Below are 20,986 nucleotides of genomic sequence, written 5' to 3'. Positions count from 1 at the left end.
GCCGCCCCGGCGATCACGCCGCTTCGAAGTCCACCAGCACCGCGCCGTCGCCGACCTGGTCGCCGGCCTTGGCGCGGTAGCCCTTCACCGTGCCATCGGCCGGGGCCTGCAGGGTGTGTTCCATCTTCATCGCTTCCAGCACCACCAGTGGCGTGCCGCGCTTGACCTCGGTGCCGGCCGCGACCAGCGTGGCCACGATCCTGCCCGGCATCGGTGCCAGCAGGCTGCCGGCATCGGCCGCGGCGTGGTCCGATTCGCCCACCGGGTCGTGCAGGGTGAAGCGGTGCTGGCCATCGGCACCAAACAGGTACAGCTGGTCGCCTTCGCGCAGCGCCTGCAACGACCAGCGGCGGCCCTCCAGCTGCACGGTCATGCCCTGCGCATCGGCGGTGCCGGTCACCTGCACCGGCGCGGCGTCATCGCACTGCACCCGCCAGCCGTCGGCCTGCACCCACACCTTCAGCGTGTGCCGGCGCTCGCCCTGCTGCAGCGGCAGTACGCGTGGCGCGGACGCGCCCAGTCGCCAGCCGTCCTGTGACTGCCACGGCGAATGCGGGTCGCGCGCATCGCGGCTGGCGCCTGCGGTGCGGGCCACGGCGGCCACCGCCGCCAGCATCCACAGCGCATCGCCGGTATCGCCCACCTGACTCAGTACTGCCTGTTCGCGTTCGATCAGTGCGGTATCCAGCCTGGCGTTCGCGAACGAATCGGTGTTCACCAACCGGCGCAGGAAGCCGGCATTGGTGGTCACGCCGACCACCTGACAGTCGGCCAGGGCCTGGCTCATGCGGCGCAGCGCGGCATCGCGGTCCACGTCCCAGACGATCAGCTTGGCGATCATCGGGTCGTAGAACGGGGTGATGCTGTCGCCTTCCTCCACGCCGGTATCCACGCGCACATTCGCCGACGGCGTCGGCAGGCGCAGGCGGCGCAGGGTGCCGGTGGACGGCAGGAAGCCGCGGTCGGCATCTTCGGCATACAGGCGCGCTTCGATGGCATGGCCGTGGATGGCCAGCTGGTCCTGGCGCAGCGGCAGCGGCTGGCCAGCGGCTACGCGCAGCTGCCATTCCACCAGGTCGGTGCCAGTGATGTACTCGGTCACCGGGTGTTCCACCTGCAGGCGGGTGTTCATTTCCATGAAGTAGAAATCGCCGTCCGGGCCGGCGATGAACTCCACGGTGCCGGCACCGACGTAGCCCACCGCGCGCGCGGCATCGACCGCGGCCTGGCCCATCGCCGCGCGGCGTTCGGCGCTCATGCCCGGCGCGGGCGCTTCTTCCAGTACCTTCTGGTGGCGGCGCTGCACCGAGCAGTCGCGCTCGAACAGGTAGACCGCCTCACCGTGGCTGTCGCCGAACACCTGGATCTCGATATGGCGCGGCCGCTCGACGTACTTCTCGACCAGCACGTGATCGTTGCCGAACGCCGAGGCCGCCTCGCGCTGGCAGCTGGCCAGCGCATCGACGAAGTCCTCGCTGCGTTCGACCTTGCGCATGCCCTTGCCACCGCCACCGGCGCTGGCCTTGATCAGCACCGGGTAGCCGATGGCATCGGCCTGCGCGCGCAGGAACGCCGGTTCCTGCTGGTCGCCGTGGTAGCCCGGGGTCAGCGGCACGCCGGCCTTGGCCATCAGCGCCTTGGCCGCGCTCTTGTCGCCCATCGCGCGGATCGCGCTGGCCGGCGGACCAATGAAGGTGATGCCGGCCGCTGCGCAGGCATCGGCGAAGTCGGCGTTCTCGGACAGGAAGCCGTAGCCGGGGTGGATCGCCTGCGCGCCGGTCGCGCGTGCGGCGTCGAGAAGGGCATCGCTGCGCAGGTAGCTTTCGCGTGCGGCGGCCGGGCCGATGTGCATGGCTTCGTCGGCCAGGCGCACGTGGCGCGCGTTGCGGTCCGCATCGGAATACACCGCCACGGTGGCGATGCCGAGGCGGCGGCAGGTGGCAATGACGCGGCAGGCGATCTCGCCACGGTTGGCGATCAGGACTTTGGTGAACATGGCAACAGACTCTGTCATGGCACGGGTTACATGCGGAACACGCCGAAGCGCGTCTGCTGAGGGGCGGCGTTGAGGCTGGCCGACAGCGCCAGAGCGAGCACCCTGCGGGTGTCGGTCGGATCGATAACGCCGTCGTCCCACAGCCGCGCGCTGGCGTAATAGGGGTGACCCTGCTGCTCGAACTGCTCGCGGATCGGCGCCTTGAAGGCGTCTTCTTCCGCCGCCGGCCACTGCCCGCCCTTGGCTTCGATGCCATCACGCTTGACCGTGGCCAGCACGCTGGCGGCCTGTTCGCCGCCCATCACGCCGATGCGCGCGTTCGGCCACATCCACAGGAAGTTGGGCGAATACGCGCGGCCGCACATGCCGTAGTTGCCGGCGCCGAACGAACCACCGATGACCACGGTGAACTTGGGCACCTTGGCGCAGGCCACCGCCATCACCAGCTTGGCGCCGTCCTTGGCGATGCCGCCCTGTTCGTACTTGCGGCCGACCATGAAGCCGGTGATGTTCTGCAGGAACACCAGCGGGATGTTGCGCTGGGTGCACAGTTCGATGAAGTGCGCGCCCTTCAGTGCGGATTCGGAGAACAGGATGCCGTTGTTGGCGATGATGCCGATCGGATAGCCGTTCAGATGCGCGAAGCCGGTGACCAGGGTTGCACCGTAGCGCGGCTTGAACTCGTCGAAGCGCGAGCCATCGACCAGCCGCGCGATCACTTCGCGCACGTCGTAAGGCTTGCGCGTGTCGGCGGGAATGATGCCGTACAGCTCGTGCGCCGGCAGCAGCGGTTCTTCCGGGGCCTGCACCGCCATCGCCGGTTCCGGCTTGCGCCAGTTCAACTGCGCGATGATCGCGCGCACCCGTGCCAGCGCCTGCAGATCGTTGTCGGCCATGTGGTCGGCCACGCCGGAAATGCGCGTGTGCACATCGGCACCGCCCAGTTCCTCCGCCGTCACCACTTCGCCAGTGGCCGCCTTCACCAGCGGCGGGCCGCCCAAGAAGATCGTGCCCTGTTCGCGCACGATCACCGTCTCGTCGCTCATCGCCGGCACATAGGCGCCACCGGCGGTGCAGCTGCCCATCACGCAGGCGATCTGCGGGATGCCCTGCGCCGACAGGTTGGCCTGGTTGTAGAAGATGCGGCCGAAATGGTCGCGGTCGGGGAACACCTCGTCCTGCAGCGGCAGGAAAGCGCCGCCGGAATCGACCAGATAGATGCACGGCAGGTGGTTCTGCTCGGCGATCTCCTGCGCGCGCAGGTGCTTCTTCACCGTCATCGGGTAGTAGGTGCCGCCCTTGACCGTGGCATCGTTGGCCACGATCACGCATTCCACGCCGCTGACCCGACCGATGCCGGCCACCACGCCCGCCGCGGGCACGGCATCTTCATACATGCCGTGCGCGGCCAGCGGCGCGATTTCCAGGAAGGCGCTGCCGGGGTCGAGCAGGGCGTCGATGCGGTCGCGCACCAGCAGCTTGCCGCGGGCGGTGTGCTTGGCACGCGCGGCCTCGTTGCCACCCAGCGCGGTGCGGGCGAGGGTGGCATGCAGGTCATCGACCACGGCCTGCATGGCCGTGCGGTTGGCTTCAAACGTTTCGCTGCCCGGTTGCAGCTGGCTGTTCAGGACGGTCATCGCGGTAGCCTTACAGGGTGCGCTGGAACAGTTCGCGGCCGATCAGCATGCGGCGGATTTCCGAAGTGCCGGCGCCGATTTCATACAGCTTGGCGTCGCGCCACAAACGGCCGGTCGGGTATTCGTTGATGTAGCCGTTGCCGCCCAGGATCTGGATCGCCTGGCCGGTCAGCCAGGTGGCCTTCTCGGCGGCATACAGGATCGCACCGGCGGCGTCCTGGCGGGTGGTGCGGCCCTGGTCGCAGGCGCGCGCCACGGCATAGACATAGGCGCGGCAGGCGCCCAGGCCCACGTACATGTCGGCGATCTTGGCCTGGATCAGCTGGAAGCTGCCGATCGCCTCGCCGAACTGGTGGCGCTCGTGCACGTACGGCATCACCACGTCCATGGCCGCTGCCATCAGGCCCAGCGGGCCACCGGAAAGCACCACGCGCTCGTAGTCCAGGCCGGACATCAGCACGCGCACGCCGCCACCGACCTGGCCCAGCACGTTCTCTTCGGGCACTTCGCAATCCTGGAACACCAGCTCGCAGGTGGGCGAGGAGCGCATGCCCAGCTTGTCCAGCTTCTGCGCGGTGGAGAAGCCCTTCATGCCCTTCTCGACCAGGAACGCGGTGATGCCCTTGGCGCCGGCCTCCATGTCGGTCTTTGCATAGACCACCAGCACATCGGCATCCGGGCCGTTGGTGATCCACATCTTGTTGCCGTTGAGCACGTAGCGGTCGCCACGCTTGTCCGCGCGCAGCTTCATCGACACCACGTCCGAACCGGCGCCCGGTTCGCTCATCGCCAGCGCGCCGACCTTGGCGCCGCTGCACAGGTCGGGCAGGAAGCGCTGCTTCTGTTCCTCGTTGCCGTTCTTGCGCAGCTGGTTCACGCACAGGTTGGAATGCGCGCCATAGGACAGGCCGATGCCGCCGGAGGCACGCGAGATTTCTTCCATCGCCACCACGTGGGCCAGGTAGCCCATGCCGGTACCACCGTATGCTTCTTCCACGGTAAGGCCGAGCAGGCCCTGTTCGCCCAGTTTCGGCCACAGCGCCAGCGGGAACTGGTTGGTCGCATCGGCCTCGGCGGCCAGCGGCGCGACCTCGGCGGCGGCAAAATGGGCCACGCTCTGGCGCAGCAGGTCGATATCTTCGCCAAGATCGAAGTTCAGGGATGGCACGTGCATTGCGGTGGCTCCACGGCGGGACTACAGGGAATGGACGCACCCGGCGGGGGAGCGGGCGGCGGCCGGCAGGGCCGTCACCCGCACGGGCGATGGACCCCAGCGTAGCGGGGTTCGGGAAAGAAGTGAACACAAATTCAAAAATTGAAACTAGAATCAAAACATGGCCTACAAACGCTCTGCACTGATGGAAGAACGGCTGGCCGGGGCCCGGGAACGGATCCTGCTGGCCACCCGTGAGCTGGTTGCGGCCGGCGGCTGGCGCAACGCCCCGGTAACCGCCGTGGCGACCCAGGCGGGGGTGTCCACCGGGTTGATCTACCGGCACTTCCCGTCCAAGGCCGACCTGTTCGTGGAGGTGCTCAACGCCGCCGTGGCCCACGAGGTGGCGATCATGGAGCGCATCGCCAGCGGCCCGGAGGTGGCCAGCGAGCGGCTGCGGCTGGCGATCACCGCCTTCGTCCGCCGCGCCCTGGCCGGGCCGGGGCTGGCCCATGCCTTCATCGTCGAGCCGGTGGACCCGGACGTGGAAGCCGAGCGCATGCGCGGCCGCCGCGCCTTTGGTGACGTGTTCCTGCGCCTGGTGGAAGAGGGCGTGGCAGCCGGTGAGCTGCCGGTGCAGGACGCGCACGTGGCCGCCGCCTGCCTGGTCGGCGCCTTCACCGAGGCGATGGTCGGCCCGACCGCACCCAGCCGCGAAGCGCACCGCGACGAGGACGCACTGGTGGATGCGATCTGCAGCTTCTGCCTGCGCGCGATCGGCGCCCGGTAATCCGGTAGAGCCGGCCGCTGGCCGCTGGCCGCTGGCCGCATTCTGTACGATCCATCCGGCGGGATGGCGACGCCGGCCAGCGGCCGGCACGACCGGGTGGGCATGCTGCGCCGCACCAGCCCTGAAGCCTGTTGTCGCACACGAAGCGCGTTCTATACTCGGTTCATCACGCAGTCGCTCAGCCGTGGTCCAACGACTATCAGCCAGGGGTAACGAAGAGTGCGGAATTACGATCTGGAGTTCCTGAAACGCTTCTCCATGGTGATCGCGCTGCTGGCGACCATCACCCTCGGCCTCATCCTCCTTGCTGCCTATATCCACACCCGGATTCCGCCCGAGGTGTCGCCGAGCGCGGCCAAACGCACCGAACAGCGCATCTCGCCCACCGGCGCGGTGTATGCCGGCAGCACCGGCGCCGCCGCGCAGGCGGCGGCCAAGGCCGCCGCGCTGGCCAAGGCCGCCTCGCAGGTGGCCTACGGCGGCACCAAGGATGGCAAGGTCATCTTCGACAACCTGTGCACCGCCTGCCACACCACCGGCGTGGGCATGGCACCGACGCTGGACCACGCGCACTGGGACAAGCGCCTGGCGCAGGGCAAGGACACCCTCTACAAGCACGCCATCGAGGGCTACACCGGCCCGGACGGCGGCATCATGCCGCCGAAGGGCGGCAACCCGGCGCTGACCGAGGAACAGATCCACGCCACCGTGGACTGGATGCTGGGCAACCTGAAATAACCGGTAGTGCCGGCCGCTGGCCGGCAACCGCGCATCGCACGAAGGTCATGGGGTTGCCGGCCAGCGGCCAGCACTCCCCTGGCTTTGCCCACCGAGGTCGAAACCCCGCCTGCAAGCGGGGTTTCGCATTTCAGGGTTAGTCTGTGCGGCCTCTTCCCTGGAATCGTCCGTCGATGCGCCGCCGTTCCCTTGCCCTTGCCTTGTCCCTGCTGCTGCCGACCAGCGCCTTCGCCCAGGCCCAGCCGCAGGCCGCACCGGCCCCGGCGGCGCCTGCCGCGCGCAACAACGCGACTGTGGTCCTGACCGCCGCCCCGGCCGACTGGCGTGCGTTGGACGGCCAGCGGGTGCGCATCGCCGCACCGCTGACCCTGGCCGGCACCGATGGCCTGGAACGTTTCGGCCAGCTCACCGTGGCCTTCGACGGACGGCTCTGGCAGCCCACCGAAGTGGCCGCGCCGGGTACCGCCGGCTACGAGCAGGTGATGGCCGACAACCAGCGTCGCCGCCTGCTGCTGGACGATGGCAGCGACGCCCGCGACCCGGCCAGTGTGGCGTACCTGCCCGGCAACCCGGTGCTGCGTACCGGCATGCAGCTGCGCAACGTCGAAGGCATCGTGCGGGTGGATGCGCAGGGTCGACCCAGCCTGCAGGTCGACGGTGTGCTGAAGCTGCCGGAACTGAAGCGCCCGGCGGTGCCGACGGTGCCGGGCAGCCTGCACGTGGCCGCCTTCAACCTGGAGAATTTCTTCAACGGTGACGGCCAGGGCGGCGGCTTCCCGACCCTGCGCGGTGCGCGCACGCTGGACGAGCACAAGGCGCAGGTGACCAAGCTGGTGACCACGGTCAACGCGCTCGGTGCCGATGTTGCCGCGTTGATGGAGCTGGAGAACGACGGCTATGGACCGCAGTCGGCCATCGCCGAACTGGTCGATGCGCTCAACCGCGACCGCGGAGCGCAGGGCGACTGGCGTTTCGTCGATGCCGGCAACGGCCCCGGCGACAACCCGATCCGGGTCGGCATCATCTACCGCAGCACGCGGCTGCAGCCGGTCGGAAAGCCGGCCACGCTGACCGGCGGCCCGTTCGTCGAGCACAGCCGCGTGCCGCTGGCGCAGGCCTTCCAGGGCAAGCGCGGCGCGCCGTTCGTTGTGGTGGCCAACCACTTCAAGTCCAAGGGGTGCCGTGATGCCGCCGGCGCCGACGCCGACCAGAATGACAACCAGGGGTGCTGGAACGCTACCCGAGTGACCTCGGCGCAGCAGCTGCACGCCTGGCTGCAGACCGACCCGACCGGCACCGGTGCCAAGGACGCGGTGCTGCTGGGCGATTTCAATGCCTACGCCATGGAAGACCCGATCCGCACCCTGCATGACCTGGGCTGGCAGGACGCGTTCAAGGTTGCCAAGGTCGAGCATCCCTACAGCTACGTCTACAACGGCTACACCGGCCGTCTCGACCACGCGCTGTTGAACCCGGGCATGGCCAAGCGCCTGCGCGGCGCCGCCGAATGGCACAGCAACGCCGACGAGCAGGACGCCAGCGGCTACCAGGGCCGCAATGTGCAGGGCCCGTGGCGCAGCTCCGACCACGACCCGCTGCTGCTGGGTTTCGATAAATAAGGTTCGCCGGGGCACGCCCGGCGGCTTTCTGTAGAGTCGAGCCATGCTCGACTGCTTCTCCAAGGACAGTCGAGCATGGCTCGACTCTACCGAAGGCAAGGCCGCCCGGGCTCAGCCCCAGGCAATCAACCCGATCGCCAGCACCGCCAGCGCCAGCCCGGCGCGGTTCCATTTCGTGGTGGCCTCGCCGAAGGCGAACACACCCACCAGCGCACCCAGCACCACAACGCCGATGTTCATGCCGGCGAACACGGTGGCCGGGCTCTGCGGCATCGCCTGGTGGGCATGCACATAGAACAGGATGTTGCCGCCGTTGAGCAGGCCCAGCAGCGCGCCCGCACCGAGGTTGCGCCAGGCCAGCCGGCTGCGGCCACTGACATGCCGCCACAGCTGCAGCGCCAGCATCAGCACGAAGGCCACGCTGAAGCTGGCCAGCACTGCCGCCATTGACGGCGTACCGGACAACGCGACCTGCTTGAGCAGCAGGTCCACCACCGCGAACCCGGCCCACACCCCCAGCAGCCAGCCCCAGCCGCCGGGCGAGAACGCTACCGCCGGGCCGCGCGGGCGCAGGCTGATCGCCACCATCGCCAGCAGGCCCAGGCCGAGGCCGGCCAGCTTCCACGGCGTGGCGGTCTGGCCGAAGAACAGGAATGCAGCAGCCAATGACAGCAGCAACGACAGCCGTTGCGCCACGTCGCTGCGGACGATGCCGGCCACCGCCACTGCGCGGCCCAGCACCAGGAAGATCGACGGCAGCACCACCGCCAGCGCCAGCAGCGAAAGCCACGGCGCGTGCGGCGCGCGCAGTGCATCCAGCGGCGGCCGCAGCACCACGGCCGTGAGCGTTGCCGCCACCAGATAGTTCCAGGTGACCATCTGCGCAACATCCAGCGCGCGGCGGTTGGCCAGCTTCAACAACACCGAAACCAGCACACTGCAGATCACGGCCAGGGACAGGTAGAGCATGGGTCGGGCACAGGGCAGGGGCGGGGGACGGTATCATGGTGCCATGCACAAGCCCTCGTTCCCCGTCGCCCCCGGCGAAACCGCCTGCCTTGAACTGGACGGCCCGGCCGGCCCGCTGGAAGTGGTCGTCGACCTGCCCAAGGCCGATGTGCCGGTGCAGCCGATCGTGGCCATCGTCTGCCATCCGCTGTCCACCGAAGGTGGCACGCTGCACAACAAGGTGGTCACCATGACCGCCAACACCCTGCGCGAGCTGGGCATCACCACCGTGCGCTTCAACTTCCGCAGCGTCGGCGCGTCGGCTGGCACCTTCGATGGCGGCGTGGGCGAGCAGGACGATCTGAAGGCCGTCGCCGCCTGGGTGCGCAGCCAGCGTCCCGATGATCGCCTGTGGCTGGCCGGTTTCAGCTTCGGCGCGTTCGTGTCGCTGAAGGCGACCGCCGAGCTGCAGCCCGAAGCGCTGATCTCGATCGCGCCGCCGGCCGGTCGCTGGGACTTCGATGGCGTGGCACCGCCGGCGCGCTGGCTGGTGATCCAGGGTGAGCAGGACGAGATCGTCGACCCGCAGGCGGTCTACCAGTGGCTGGCGTCGCTGGATCTCCCGCACGAACTGGTGCGCATGCCCGAGACCAGCCATTTCTTCCACCGCAAGCTGATCGACCTGCGCGGCGCGCTGACCCACGGCGTCAAGCACTGGCTGGGCGCGGCGGCATGAGCGCAACCGAGCTGACCCCGTCGCAGCGGTACGCCGAAGGGGTCGCCCGTGGTGACTGGCAGAACGACCCGGCCCAGCACGCCGCGCTGGCCGAGCTGGACCGCATCCACCTGGGCCTGGTCGACAGCGCCGAAGACGGCTGGCTGGACCGGCTGTCCTCGTTCTGGAAGAAGCCCGAGCCGGTCAAGGGCCTGTACTTCTGGGGCGGTGTCGGACGCGGCAAGACCTTCCTGGTCGACCTGTTCTACGACGGGCTGCCGATCAAGCAGAAGTACCGCACCCACTTCCACCGCTTCATGCGCAGCGTCCACGAGCGCCTGCGCGAGCACCAGGGCCAGAGCGATCCGCTGGCGAAGATCGCCCAGGAATGGCGCAGCAACCTGCGCGTGTTGGTGCTGGACGAGTTCTTCGTCACCGACATCGGCGATGCCATGCTGCTGGCGCGGTTGCTGGAACGCCTGTTTGCCGAGGGCGTGACCCTGGTCACCACCTCCAACACGGCGGTGGAGAACCTGTACCTCAACGGCCTGCAGCGCGAGAGCTTCCTGCCGGCCATCGGCCTGCTGCAGCGCTTCTGCGTGGAGCTGTACGCCGAAGGCACCGAGGATTACCGCATGCGCGCGCTGACCCGTTCGCCGGTGTACCGCGCGCCGCTGGCGGCCGACAGCGATGACTGGCTGGCCACGCGCTGGAACGAGTTGAGCGGTGGGCAGCCGGCCAAGCCCGGCAACATCGAGATCGAGGGCCGCAAGATCCCGGTGCGTGGCCGCGGCAAGAGCATCGCCTGGTTCGATTTCGCTGCACTCTGCGAAGGCCCGCGCGGACCGTCGGACTACATCGAGATCGCGCACGAGTTCAACACCGTGCTGCTGGGTGGCATTCCCGCCTTCGATCGCCTGAACGAAGATGCGGCGCGCCGCTTCGTCAACCTGATCGACGAGCTGTACGACCGCCACGTCAACCTGGTCTGCACTGCCAGCACCTCGCCGATCGAGCTGTATACCGGCACCCGCCTGCAGGGCGCGTTCGAGCGCACCGCCTCGCGCCTGATCGAAATGCAGAGCGCCGAATACCTGGGCACCCCGCACCGGGCGTGAGGGTGGTTTCCGGGTGAATGCATTGCCGGCCAGCCGCCGGCACTACCACGGCAGGCGTCTACCGGGTCGGCGCCACGGCGTTGTCGCGCGGCCGCTCATCCGGCCCGGCCGATACATGCAGGCCAGAGCCGTTGCCATGTTCCACCCGTATGCTTTCGCCGCGCTCCAGCAGCCGCAGTGGCTGGCCCTGGTAGCGCACCTCCAGCGCGTCGTGGGCCGCTGCCAGCGACTGCACCAGCGGGCACAGCGCCATCGCCTTGGCCTCCAGCTGCTGGCTGCGCGCTTCCATGCGGCGGTCGACTTCCGCGTCCAGGCGGTCGGCACGGCGCTCCATGGCGCCGGCGCGGCCGGTGAACACCTGCCACAACACGCTGCGGGTCATCGACGCGACCATGGTTTCGGCCATCTGGTCGATGTGTGCGTCGAAGCCGTCGCCGAAGGTGTCCTGTTCCCAATAGCCACGGCCCAGGCTGGCGTCGATCCAGCGCTGCGTCTCCTCGCGCATCGCGCGCATCTGGCGGTTGCGGGACTTGCCGGTGATGGCCTCGAAGGCGGCGTCCAGCGCATCGAAGGTGACCCCGGAGACCTCGTGGGCCAGTACGGTCGCCGCCGGCATCAGCTGGCGGGCGCCAGCCTCCATCTGCCGCAGCCGCGCCGCGTCGGCGGCGCTGACCGTCACCATCGTGCCGTCCAGGCTCAGTTCGCCGTCGTGGAACACCACCTCATGCGGGGCCTGCGGGCCATGCCGCAGCCAGATGCCGCCGCTGTCCACCAGCACGTCGTAGTCGGTATGGATGCCGCACTGGTCTGAACGCAGGTCCGGCCCCTCGGCGGCCAGCGCCGGGGGAATGAACAGCGCGGCCAGCAGGGCCAGGGCGTTCAGGCGCAGGTGCATCGGACCGTCCTTTTCCGGAAGCGAGCGGCCAGCATCCGCTGCCAGCGCGCGGGCGTCACCGGCCGGAAGTCACCCGTCCACCGCATTCCCACCGGCTGCCCACCACCTATCCACAGGGTTGTCCCTAGCCAGCTTCATCACTGTCATGTGAAGCTGTCATTGTTCCGTTTCCGCGCGGCGTTGTACCACCGCGATGACGTGTTTCGGGCTTGACTGCGCAGCCCGATCCGGCAGGTCTGAAGCGTCCCGATGAGGCGTTGATGGCACGATCCTTGCGGCGCAAGGGATTGCCGAATTTCACTACATTTGGCGTTGACGGCCCCCATTACCCCCACTATCTTGTGGCCGTCGGTCGCAGCAACCCCAATTCCAGGGGGTGGCAGCAGCACCCATCCGCGATCGTCAACGGCAGTGGCAGGCGCAGGGTCTCATCCCCTGCGACGCCGTCCTGCCATCCTGGGCTGTCATGTCCCGGGCTGCGTCACCCGATGCATCGAGCACCCCCAATCACGCCAAGAGGACACACGCCGTGAGCACCGAATCCAGCGCCACCATCGAGAAGGAAAGCGAATTCCTGTTGACGTCGCCGCCGACGGCCAACGCGATGAGTGTGACCAAGCGCAATGGGACCACCGAACTGGTGGATCTGAACAAGATCGTGCGCGCGGTGCAGCGTTCCTCCGAAGGCCTGCACGCCGTCGATCCGATGCGCGTGGCCACCCGCACCATTTCCGGCCTGTACAACGGCGCCACCACCCGCGAGCTGGACGAACTGTCCATCCGCACCGCCGCCCTGCTGATCGGTGAAGAGCCCGAGTACGGCCGCCTGGCGGCGCGCCTGCTGGCCAACTACATCGCCAAGGAAGTCTCGGGCCAGGAAATCTACGCCTTCTCGCAGTCGGTCAGCCGAGGCCATGAAGTCGGCCTGATCAACGACCGCCTGCTGAACTTCGTGCAGACCAATGCACGCAAGCTCAACGACGCCATCGATGGTGCGCTGGACCTGAACTTCGATTACTTCGGCCTGCGCACCCTGTACGACCGCTACCTGCTGCGCCACCCGCACACCCGCAAGGTGATCGAGACCCCGCAGCAGTTCTTCCTGCGCATCGCCAGCGCGCTGAGCGAGGACGTGTCCGAGACCCTGGCGCTGTACAAGCGCATGGGCAACCTGGACTACCTGCCGTCCAGCCCGACCCTGTTCAACTCCGGCACCACCCACGAGCAGCTGTCCTCGTGCTTCCTGCTGGACTCGCCGCAGGACTCGCTGGAGTCGATCTATTCCAAGTATGGCGACATCGCCCAGCTGTCGAAGTTCTCCGGCGGCATCGGCGTCAGCTACACCCGCGTGCGTTCGCGTGGTTCGCTGATCAAGTCGACCAACGGCCACTCCAATGGCATCGTGCCGTGGCTGAAGACCATGGATTCGTCGGTGGCCGCGGTGAACCAGGGCGGCAAGCGCAAGGGCGCGGCCTGCGTGTACCTGGAAACCTGGCACGCCGACGTCGAGGACTTCCTCGAGCTGCGTGACAACACCGGTGACGAAGCCCGCCGTGCGCACAACCTGAACCTGGCCAACTGGGTGCCGGACCTGTTCATGAAGCGCGTCGAGGCCGACCAGGAATGGTCGCTGTTCGATCCGCGCGTGGTGCCGGAGTTCACCGACCTGTTCGGCGAAGCCTTCGAAGCCGCCTACCTGCAGGCGGAAGCGCAGGGCAAGGCCAACCGCACCATCTCCGCGCGCAAGCTGTACGCCCGCATGATGCGTACGCTGGCCGAGACCGGCAACGGCTGGATGACCTTCAAGGACAAGTGCAACCGCGCCAGCAACCAGACCCTGCGTCCGGGCAACGTGATCCACCTGTCCAACCTGTGCACCGAAATCCTGGAAGTCACTTCCAACGATGAAACCGCCGTGTGCAACCTGGGTTCGATCAACCTGGGCAACCACTTCGACGAGCACAACGAGTTCGACTTCGAGAAGCTGGCCGAGACCGTGCGCCTGGCCGTGCGCCAGCTCGACCGCGTCATCGACCTGAACTTCTACCCGATCGAAACCGCCCGCCGCGCCAACCTGCGCTGGCGTCCGGTCGGCCTGGGCTGCATGGGCCTGCAGGACGTGTTCTTCCGCAAGCGCCTGCCGTTCGACAGCGCCGAAGCCCGCGCCCTGTCGAAGAAGATCGCCGAAGCGATCTACTTCCACGCGCTGGAAACCTCCTGCGAGCTGGCCCAGGAACGTGGCAAGCACCCGTCGTTCAACGACACCCGTGCCGCCAGCGGCGAACTGCAGTTCGACGCCTGGAACGTGGTGCCGGAAGACACCGCACGCTGGGATGCCCTGCGTGAGCGCATCAAGGAACACGGCCTGCGCAACTCGCTGATGATCGCGATCGCACCGACCGCGACCATCGCCTCGATCGCCGGCTGCTACGAGTGCGTCGAGCCGCAGGTGTCCAACCTGTTCAAGCGCGAGACCCTGTCCGGTGACTTCCTGCAGGTCAACCGCTACCTGGTGAACGAGCTGAAGAAGCTGGGCCTGTGGACCGCCGACATGCGCGACGCCATCAAGCTGGCCGAAGGCTCCATCGCCGGCGTGGCGCAGATTCCGGAAACGCTGCGCGAGGTCTACCGCACCGCGTGGGAGTTGCCGATGCGTTCGCTGATCGACATGGCCGCCGAGCGTGGCGCCTTCATCGACCAGTCGGCCTCGCTCAACCTGTTCATGGAAAGCCCGAACATCGGCGCGATGTCCTCCATGTACATGTACGCCTGGAAGCAGGGCATCAAGACCACCTACTACCTGCGTTCGCGCCCGGCCACCAAGATCGCCAAGACCACGGTCAGCACCGCAGCCCCGGCCAAGGTGTTCAGCCCGGACGAAGCCATCGCCTGCTCGCTGGAAAACCCGGAAGCCTGCGAGGCCTGCCAGTAAGAGCGGCACCGCCGCGCGGTAGTGCCGGCCGCTGGCCGGCACCCCCGGCCAACGATCATCACCCACGGTAGCGCCGGGCCATGCCCGGCGGCTCACCCAGGAATTCAAGGAAACACCCATGGCCGACAAGCCCAAGCAGATGCTGCTCGATCCCGGTTTTGAACTGACCCTGCGCCCGATGCGCTACCCGCAGTTCTATGACATGTACCGGAACGCGATCAAGAACACCTGGACGGTGGAAGAGATCAACTTCCAGATCGACATCACCGACCTGCACAGCAAGATGTCGCCGGGTGAGCGCCACCTGATCCACCGCCTGGTCGCGTTCTTCGCCACCGGCGACTCGATCGTGTCCAACAACCTGGTGCTGAACCTGTACCAGCACCTCAATGCGCCGGAAGCGCGCATGTACCTGTCGCGCCAGCTGTACGAAGAAGCGCTGCACGTACAGTTCTACCTGACCCTGCTCGACAACTACCTGCCGGACCCGGAAGAGCGCGTCAAAGCCTTCGCCGCGGTGGAGAACATCGACTCGATCAAGAAGAAGGCCGACTTCTGCTTCAAGTGGATCGACTCGATCCAGGACCTGAAGCGCATCGAGACCCGTGCCGAGCGCCGCCAGTTCCTGCTCAACCAGATCTGCTTCGCTGCGTGCATCGAAGGCCTGTTCTTCTTCGCCGCCTTCGCCTACGTGTACTACTTCCGTTCGCGCGGCCTGCTGCCGGGCCTGGCCTCGGGCACCAACTGGGTGTTCCGCGACGAGAGCGCGCACATGGAATTCGCGTTCGAGTCGGTGCGTGTTGTTCGCGAGGAAGAGCCGGACCTGTTCGACGATGAAATGAAGCAGCAGGTCTACGACATGCTGGCCGAAGCCATCGAATGCGAAGTGCAGTTCGCCGAGGACGTGCTGTCCGGCGGCGTGGCCGGCATTTCGACCCGTGACATGCGCCAGTACCTGCAGCACTGCGCCGACCAGCACTTCGCCAAGCTGGGCATGGAAAAGAAGTACAACGTGCGTAACCCGCTGCCGTTCATGGAACTGCAGGACGTGCAGGAGCTGACCAACTTCTTCGAACGCCGCGTCTCGGCCTACCAGGTCGGCGTGCAGGGCGAAGTCGCCTTCGACATGAACTTCTGATCGAACCGGTCAGGCCTGTCGCAACAGAAAACCCCGGCCAACGCCGGGGTTTTTCGTTTCTGTAGAGTCGAGCTTGCTCGACTGCTCTGCTCTTGTAGAGTCGAGCCATGCTCGACTGCTGTTCGCGAGGTTCAGTCGAGCAAGCTCGGCCCTGCAATCAGCGCCGCCCTTCCACCGCCATGCGCACCGCCAGTCCGGCCAGCACCGTGCCCATCAACCAGCGCTGTACCGCCTGCCAGGTCGGGCGCGCGGCCAGGAAGCCGGCGATACTGCCGGCCATCACCGCGATCACCGCGTTGACGCTCACGCTGACCGCAATCTGGGTGAAGCCCAGCACCAGCGACTGCACCAGCACGCTGCCGTGGCCTTCCGGGTGCAGGAACTGCGGCAGCAGGGACAGGTACATCACCGCGATCTTCGGGTTCAGCAGGTTGGTCAGAAAGCCCATCGCGAACAGCCTGCGTGGGCCGTCCGGTGGCAGGTCGCGCACCGCGAACGGCGAGCGGCCGCCCGGCTTGAGCGCCTGCCAGGCCAGGTACAGCAGGTACAGCGCGCCACCGATGCGCAGCGCGTCATAGGCCAGCGGCACGGTCATCAGCAGGGCGGTGATGCCCAGCGCCGCGCACAGCATGTAGAACACGAAGCCCAGTGCCACGCCGCCCAGCGAGATCAGGCCGGCGTGTCGGCCCTGGCAGATCGAGCGCGAGACCAGGTAGATCATGTTCGGCCCGGGCGTGAGCACCATGCCCAGCGAGATGAGGGCGAAAGCCAGCAGGTCGGAGGTCGCGGGCATGGGCGGTCCTGGCAGGGGGCGTGGCGCAGTGTAGCGCCGCCTGCACGGGGCCTGGCTTAAAATCGCGGCACCCCACAGCGAAGCACCACCATGACCCCGATCCCCGAGACCGTGCCGCCCACCGAAGTGCGCATGGCCGAAATCGTCTTCCCCAACCATACCAATCACCTGGGCACCCTGTTCGGTGGCCAGGCGCTGGCGTGGATGGACAAGGCCGCCTTCCTGGCCGCCGCCCGCTACTCGCGCCGCACCGTGGTGACCGCGCGCAGCGACCAGGTCGACTTCAAGCTGCCGATCCGCATTGGCCAGATGGTGGAGACCATCGGCCGCATCGTCGAAGTCGGCCGCAGCTCGATGAAGGTCGAGGTGGAACTGGTGGCCGAAGACCTGCACAGCGGCGAGCGCAAGCTGTGCACGCGCGGTCACTTCGTGATGATCGCGCTGGACGAGGAAGGCCACCCGATCGCGGTGCCGCCGCTGCCGGCTGCCTGAGCCCGCCGGCTGAACCGGCGCTTGCGGGGGCGCATGCGCGCCCCCATCTGGCAGCCATGACCCTGCCGCTGACCGACTTCATCGACCGCGCCCAGCGCCTGTTCGTGCTGACCGGCGCCGGTTGCAGCACGGCCTCGGGCATTCCCGATTACCGCGATAGCGACGGCCAGTGGAAACGCACGCCGCCGGTGACCTACCAGGCTTTCATGGGCGAGGCGGCCACCCGCCAGCGCTACTGGGCACGCAGCCTGCTGGGCTGGCCGCGCTTCGGCCTGGCCCGGCCCAATGGCACCCACCAGGCACTGGCCGCGCTGGAAAGCCGCGGCAAGCTGCAGGTGCTGCTGACCCAGAACGTGGATGGCCTGCACCAGCGCGCCGGCAGCCAGAATGTGATCGACCTGCACGGCCGGCTGGATCTGGTGCGCTGCATGGGCTGCGAGCGCCGCAGCGCCCGCGAGGAGTTCCAGCAGCGCCTGCGCGAGGCCAACCCTGGCTGGGATGCGCTGGAGGCCGGCATCGCGCCCGATGGCGACGCCGATCTGGAAACGGATTTCTCCGCGTTCGTGGTGCCCGATTGTCCGCACTGTGGCGGCCTGCTGAAGCCGGACGTGGTGTTCTTCGGCGAAAACGTGCCGCGCGAGCGCGTGGCCGCCGTGCACGAGCACCTGCAGCAGGCCGATGCGGTGCTGGTGGTGGGCTCGTCGCTGATGGTCTATTCCGGCTTCCGCTTCGTGCAGGCTGCGGCCAGGGCGGGGTTGCCGGTGGCGGCGCTGAACCGTGGCCGCACCCGCGCCGACGACCTGCTGCAGTTCAAGGACGAGCGCGACTGCACCGAGGCGCTGGCCGCGTGGGCGTCGCCCTGAGCCGGGCACACGCTCGGCTGCGCGCCCACCGCGAAACAGCGATCCATCCAGACGGTTGATTCGCAGGCCGTGCGGCGGTGCAATACGTCCCCCCATCCGCCTGTCCCCACGCATCCCCGTGACCCAGCTGTTTTCGCCGATCTCGTTCGGCCCCCTGACCCTGTCCAACCGCATCGTGATCGCGCCGATGTGCCAGTACTCCGCCGAAGATGGCCGCGCCAGCGACTGGCACGCCATGCATCTGGGTAACCTGGCGCAGTCCGGCGCCGGCCTGCTGATCCTGGAGGCCACCGCGGTCGAGCCGCGCGGTCGCATCAGCTGGGCCGACCTGGGCCTGTGGGATGACGGCACCGAGGCGGCGCTGGCGCAGGTGCTGACCAGCGTCCGCCGCTGGTCGCCGATGCCGCTGGGCATCCAGCTGGGCCATGCCGGCCGCAAGGCCTCGGTGAAGCGTCCGTGGGACGGTGGTGGCCAGCTACCGGCCGACGATGCGCGTGGCTGGGCCACCGTGGCGCCGTCGCCGCTGCCGTTCCACGCCGCCGATCCGGCGCCGCAGGAACTGGACGAGGCCGGCATCGCCGACGTCATCGCCGCCTTCGCCGCCAGCGCGGTGCGCGCCGAGCGACTGGGCTTCGAGCTGATCGAACTGCACGCCGCACACGGCTACCTGCTGCACCAGTTCCTGTCGCCGCTGAGCAACCGCCGCACCGATGGCTACGGCGGCTCGCTGCCGAACCGCCTGCGGCTGCTGGTGGAAGTCTTCGATGCGGTGCGTGCGGCGGTGTCGGACAAGGTCGCCGTGGGCGTGCGCCTCTCCGCCAGCGACTGGGTCGACGGCGGCTGGGACCTGGTGCAGAGCGAGGCGCTGGCGCAGGTGCTGGACGCGCGCGGCTGCAACTTCCTGCACGTTTCCAGCGGCGGCCTCGACGAGCGCCAGAAGATCACCGTCGGCCCGGGTTACCAGGTGCCGTTCGCAGCCGCAATCAAGGCCAAGGTGCGCATGCCGGTCATCGCGGTAGGCATGATCACCGAGCCAGAGCAGGCCGAATCGATCCTGCGCCATCGCCACGCCGACGCGGTGGCGCTGGCACGCGGCATCCTGTACGACCCGCGTTGGCCGTGGCATGCCGCCGCCGCGCTGCGCGACAGCGTGGAACCGGCGCCGCAGTACCTGCGCTGCGAACCGCGTGATGCGCGCGGCGTATTCAAGGCACGCTGAGGTTCACACCCGCCAGGCCGGCGCCATGCCGGCCTGCAGGTGCTCGAACAGCGCGCGGATCTTGGCGGTGAAGTCGCGGCGGTCGCTGACGCAGAAATAGACCTCCATTGGTTCCGGCCGCCACGCGCTGTCGGCGCCGAACACGGCCTGCAGGCGGCCGTCGCGCAGGTACGGCTCGGCCACGAACGCCGCCAGCCGGGTGATGCCTGCGCCTGCGGCAGCCAGCTCGGCCAGCGCATCGATGTCATCGCAGACCATGCTCGGCGGCAGCGCCGCGTCCACGCGCTGGCCGTCGTGCAGCAGGCCCCAGCGCAGTGGCCGGCCGTCGGTGGGGAAGCGGTGCAGCAGCCCGCGATGACTGCCCAGTTCCGAGGGTTGCTGCGGCGTGCCGTGTGCCTTCAGGTAGGCCGGCGAGGCGCAGAACACGAACGGAACGCGCGCCAGCTGCCGCGCGACCACGCCATCTTCCAGCTGCGCACCGATGCGGATGCTGGCATCCACCGCTTCCGGCCCATGCTGCACGGCTCGGTCACTCAGGCGCAGCTCCAGCTGCAGCTGCGGGTAGCGTTGCTGCAGCGAGGGCAGCAACGGCGCAAGCACGTGGCGGCCGAACGCGCTGCTGCTGGCGATGCGCAGGGGCCCGGCCGGTTCGATATCACCGGCAGTGACCATCGCCTGCGCGCGCGCCAGGTCGGCTTCGATATGGCGTACCTGCGCCAGGTAAAGCGCGCCGGCCTCGCTGAGTGCCAGCTGGCGCGTGCTCCGGTTCAGCAGCCGTACGCCCAGGTGCGCCTCCAGCCGGTTGATGTTCTGGCCGACGGCAGTGGCGCTGATGCCAAGCGCGCGGGCCGCAGCGGCAATGCTGCCGGTCTCTGCGGTGCGGGTGAAGCTGCGGATCAGTTGCAACAGGTTCATGACCGACCAGCTTGCCATGCGGAAGCCCAAGTATCGCTTGGGACTGAACCAAGCCGTTCGGTTGCAACGGTGACCATCGATCCGCGGGGCCGGGCGCTGCCCTACACTCGGGCGATGCGCCCCGATTCCATCCTCACCCTGTCCTGCCCCGACCGTACCGGCATCGTCTACCGCGTGTCCGGCCTGTTGTTCGACCACGGCTGCAACATCCTCGACGCCCAGCAGTTCGGCGATGAGGAAAGCGGCCGCTTCTTCCTGCGCGTGCACTTCGACCGCGACGCCAGCCTGCCGCTGGACACCGTGCATGCCGCGATGGCCGCGCTGGCCGCCGACTACGGCATGGACTGGCAGCTGCACGATGGCCGTCGCCGTGCGCGCCTGCTGGTGCTGGTCAGCAAGCAGGGGCACTGCCTGAACGACCTGCTGTTCCGCGCCCACAGCGGGCAGTTGAAAGTGGATATCGCCGCGGTGGCATCCAACCACGCCGACTTCGCGCCGCTGGCCGCGTCCTACCAGGTACCGTTCCATCACCTGCCGGTGAACGCGGACACGCGTGCAGTGCAGGAACAGCAGATCATCGATCTGGTCGAGCGCGAGCGCATCGACCTGGTGGTGCTGGCGCGCTACATGCAGATTCTCTCGCCCACGCTGTGCCGCGCCCTGGCTGGCCGCGCGATCAACATCCACCACAGCTTCCTGCCCAGCTTCAAGGGTGCGCAGCCGTATCACCAGGCGCACGCACGCGGGGTCAAGATCATCGGCGCCACCGCGCACTACGTCACCGAGGATCTGGACGAAGGCCCGATCATCGAACAGGACGTCGCGCGCGTGGACCATGCCATGGCACCGCGCGAGCTGGTGCGGCTGGGCAGTGATACCGAATCGCTGGTACTGGCGCGTGCCGTGCGCCGGCATGTCGAGCACCGCATCCTGCTCAACGGGCATCGCACGGTGGTGTTCCGGTAACCAACCATCCCGCGTCCACCGGGCATGGCCCGGCGCTACCTCGGGTGCTATCCGGTAGT

The 20,986-nt window shown here is 68.0% G+C and carries 18 protein-coding genes; 11 read left to right on the top strand and 7 right to left on the bottom strand.

Annotated elements, in window-relative coordinates:
- Positions 1–13: 13 nt before the first annotated feature.
- The 3 genes from SSKA14_RS00780 to SSKA14_RS00770 are packed head-to-tail and all read right to left on the bottom strand — an operon-like array spanning position 14 to position 4,807.
- Positions 14–1,996, bottom strand: coding sequence for an acetyl/propionyl/methylcrotonyl-CoA carboxylase subunit alpha (locus tag SSKA14_RS00780; RefSeq protein ID WP_008266834.1), 1,983 nt, complete (start codon positions 1,994–1,996; stop codon positions 14–16).
- Positions 1,997–2,022: 26 nt separating this feature from the next.
- Positions 2,023–3,633: a carboxyl transferase domain-containing protein gene (locus SSKA14_RS00775; protein ID WP_008266599.1), complete on the bottom strand. Its 1,611-nt coding sequence runs from the start codon at positions 3,631–3,633 to the stop codon at positions 2,023–2,025.
- A 10-nt stretch (positions 3,634–3,643) separates the two neighbouring features.
- Positions 3,644–4,807, bottom strand: a complete 1,164-nt coding sequence (locus tag SSKA14_RS00770; protein WP_008268237.1) for an isovaleryl-CoA dehydrogenase — start codon at positions 4,805–4,807, stop codon at positions 3,644–3,646.
- Positions 4,808–4,967: 160 nt separating this feature from the next.
- On the opposite strand from SSKA14_RS00770, the gene SSKA14_RS00765 reads away from it, so the two are divergent.
- The 3 genes from SSKA14_RS00765 to SSKA14_RS00755 all read left to right on the top strand — a co-directional run bounded on the left by SSKA14_RS00765 (position 4,968) and on the right by SSKA14_RS00755 (position 7,933).
- Complete coding sequence (locus SSKA14_RS00765) at positions 4,968–5,576, top strand: TetR/AcrR family transcriptional regulator (protein WP_008266880.1); 609 nt, start codon at positions 4,968–4,970, stop codon at positions 5,574–5,576.
- Between the two features lie 219 nt (positions 5,577–5,795).
- Positions 5,796–6,314 carry a c-type cytochrome gene (locus SSKA14_RS00760; protein ID WP_008265223.1) on the top strand — a complete coding sequence of 173 codons (519 nt, stop codon included), beginning with the start codon at positions 5,796–5,798 and terminating at the stop codon, positions 6,312–6,314.
- A gap of 173 nt (positions 6,315–6,487) precedes the next feature.
- Positions 6,488–7,933, top strand: a complete 1,446-nt coding sequence (locus SSKA14_RS00755) for an ExeM/NucH family extracellular endonuclease (RefSeq protein ID WP_008264715.1) — start codon at positions 6,488–6,490, stop codon at positions 7,931–7,933.
- Between the two features lie 111 nt (positions 7,934–8,044).
- On the opposite strand, the gene SSKA14_RS00750 is transcribed toward SSKA14_RS00755, so the two are convergent.
- Complete coding sequence (locus SSKA14_RS00750; RefSeq protein ID WP_008267440.1) at positions 8,045–8,902, bottom strand: membrane protein; 858 nt, start codon at positions 8,900–8,902, stop codon at positions 8,045–8,047.
- 43 nt (positions 8,903–8,945) lie between these two features.
- Between SSKA14_RS00750 and SSKA14_RS00745 the strand changes: the two genes are divergently transcribed.
- Positions 8,946–9,617: a CocE/NonD family hydrolase gene (locus SSKA14_RS00745; protein ID WP_008265156.1), complete on the top strand. Its 672-nt coding sequence runs from the start codon at positions 8,946–8,948 to the stop codon at positions 9,615–9,617.
- Positions 9,614–10,714 (top strand): cell division protein ZapE, encoded by a 1,101-nt coding sequence (gene zapE, locus SSKA14_RS00740; RefSeq protein WP_008267934.1) that lies wholly within the window; start codon positions 9,614–9,616, stop codon positions 10,712–10,714. The genes SSKA14_RS00745 and zapE overlap by 4 nt, the downstream gene beginning before the upstream one ends.
- A 58-nt stretch (positions 10,715–10,772) precedes the next feature.
- On the opposite strand, the gene SSKA14_RS00735 is transcribed toward zapE, so the two are convergent.
- Complete coding sequence (locus tag SSKA14_RS00735) at positions 10,773–11,609, bottom strand: DUF2884 family protein (protein WP_008266463.1); 837 nt, start codon at positions 11,607–11,609, stop codon at positions 10,773–10,775.
- A gap of 529 nt (positions 11,610–12,138) precedes the next feature.
- Between SSKA14_RS00735 and SSKA14_RS00730 the strand changes: the two genes are divergently transcribed.
- Both SSKA14_RS00730 and SSKA14_RS00725 read left to right on the top strand, forming a co-directional pair.
- On the top strand, positions 12,139–14,541 hold the full coding sequence (locus tag SSKA14_RS00730) for a ribonucleoside-diphosphate reductase subunit alpha (RefSeq protein WP_008265482.1): 2,403 nt from the start codon (positions 12,139–12,141) through the stop codon (positions 14,539–14,541).
- A 118-nt stretch (positions 14,542–14,659) separates the two neighbouring features.
- On the top strand, positions 14,660–15,679 hold the full coding sequence (locus SSKA14_RS00725) for a ribonucleotide-diphosphate reductase subunit beta (RefSeq protein ID WP_008264781.1): 1,020 nt from the start codon (positions 14,660–14,662) through the stop codon (positions 15,677–15,679).
- Between the two features lie 157 nt (positions 15,680–15,836).
- Here the strand turns inward: SSKA14_RS00725 and SSKA14_RS00720 are convergent, their stop codons facing one another.
- The gene (locus SSKA14_RS00720; protein WP_008268414.1) at positions 15,837–16,472 is read right to left on the bottom strand and encodes a LysE family translocator; all 636 of its coding nucleotides are present in this window, start codon (positions 16,470–16,472) and stop codon (positions 15,837–15,839) included.
- Between the two features lie 90 nt (positions 16,473–16,562).
- Here SSKA14_RS00720 and SSKA14_RS00715 point away from each other — a divergent pair, with 90 nt between their 5' ends.
- From SSKA14_RS00715 to SSKA14_RS00705, 3 genes are all read left to right on the top strand, one after another.
- The gene (locus SSKA14_RS00715) at positions 16,563–16,964 is read left to right on the top strand and encodes an acyl-CoA thioesterase (protein ID WP_004153688.1); all 402 of its coding nucleotides are present in this window, start codon (positions 16,563–16,565) and stop codon (positions 16,962–16,964) included.
- A 56-nt stretch (positions 16,965–17,020) separates the two neighbouring features.
- Positions 17,021–17,827 (top strand): NAD-dependent protein deacetylase, encoded by an 807-nt coding sequence (locus tag SSKA14_RS00710; protein ID WP_008265239.1) that lies wholly within the window; start codon positions 17,021–17,023, stop codon positions 17,825–17,827.
- Between the two features lie 118 nt (positions 17,828–17,945).
- Positions 17,946–19,046: an NADH:flavin oxidoreductase/NADH oxidase gene (locus SSKA14_RS00705; RefSeq protein WP_008265559.1), complete on the top strand. Its 1,101-nt coding sequence runs from the start codon at positions 17,946–17,948 to the stop codon at positions 19,044–19,046.
- Positions 19,047–19,049: 3 nt separating this feature from the next.
- On the opposite strand, the gene SSKA14_RS00700 is transcribed toward SSKA14_RS00705, so the two are convergent.
- Positions 19,050–19,961 (bottom strand): LysR family transcriptional regulator, encoded by a 912-nt coding sequence (locus tag SSKA14_RS00700; RefSeq protein ID WP_008265707.1) that lies wholly within the window; start codon positions 19,959–19,961, stop codon positions 19,050–19,052.
- A gap of 114 nt (positions 19,962–20,075) precedes the next feature.
- Between SSKA14_RS00700 and purU the strand changes: the two genes are divergently transcribed.
- The gene (gene purU, locus SSKA14_RS00695) at positions 20,076–20,927 is read left to right on the top strand and encodes a formyltetrahydrofolate deformylase (protein WP_008265630.1); all 852 of its coding nucleotides are present in this window, start codon (positions 20,076–20,078) and stop codon (positions 20,925–20,927) included.
- Positions 20,928–20,986: the final 59 nt, after the last annotated feature.

This window comes from Stenotrophomonas sp. SKA14, assembly GCF_000158575.1.
Taxonomy (GTDB): Bacteria; Pseudomonadota; Gammaproteobacteria; order Xanthomonadales; family Xanthomonadaceae; genus Stenotrophomonas; species Stenotrophomonas forensis.
This window is presented reverse-complemented; position numbering and strand designations above follow the sequence as displayed.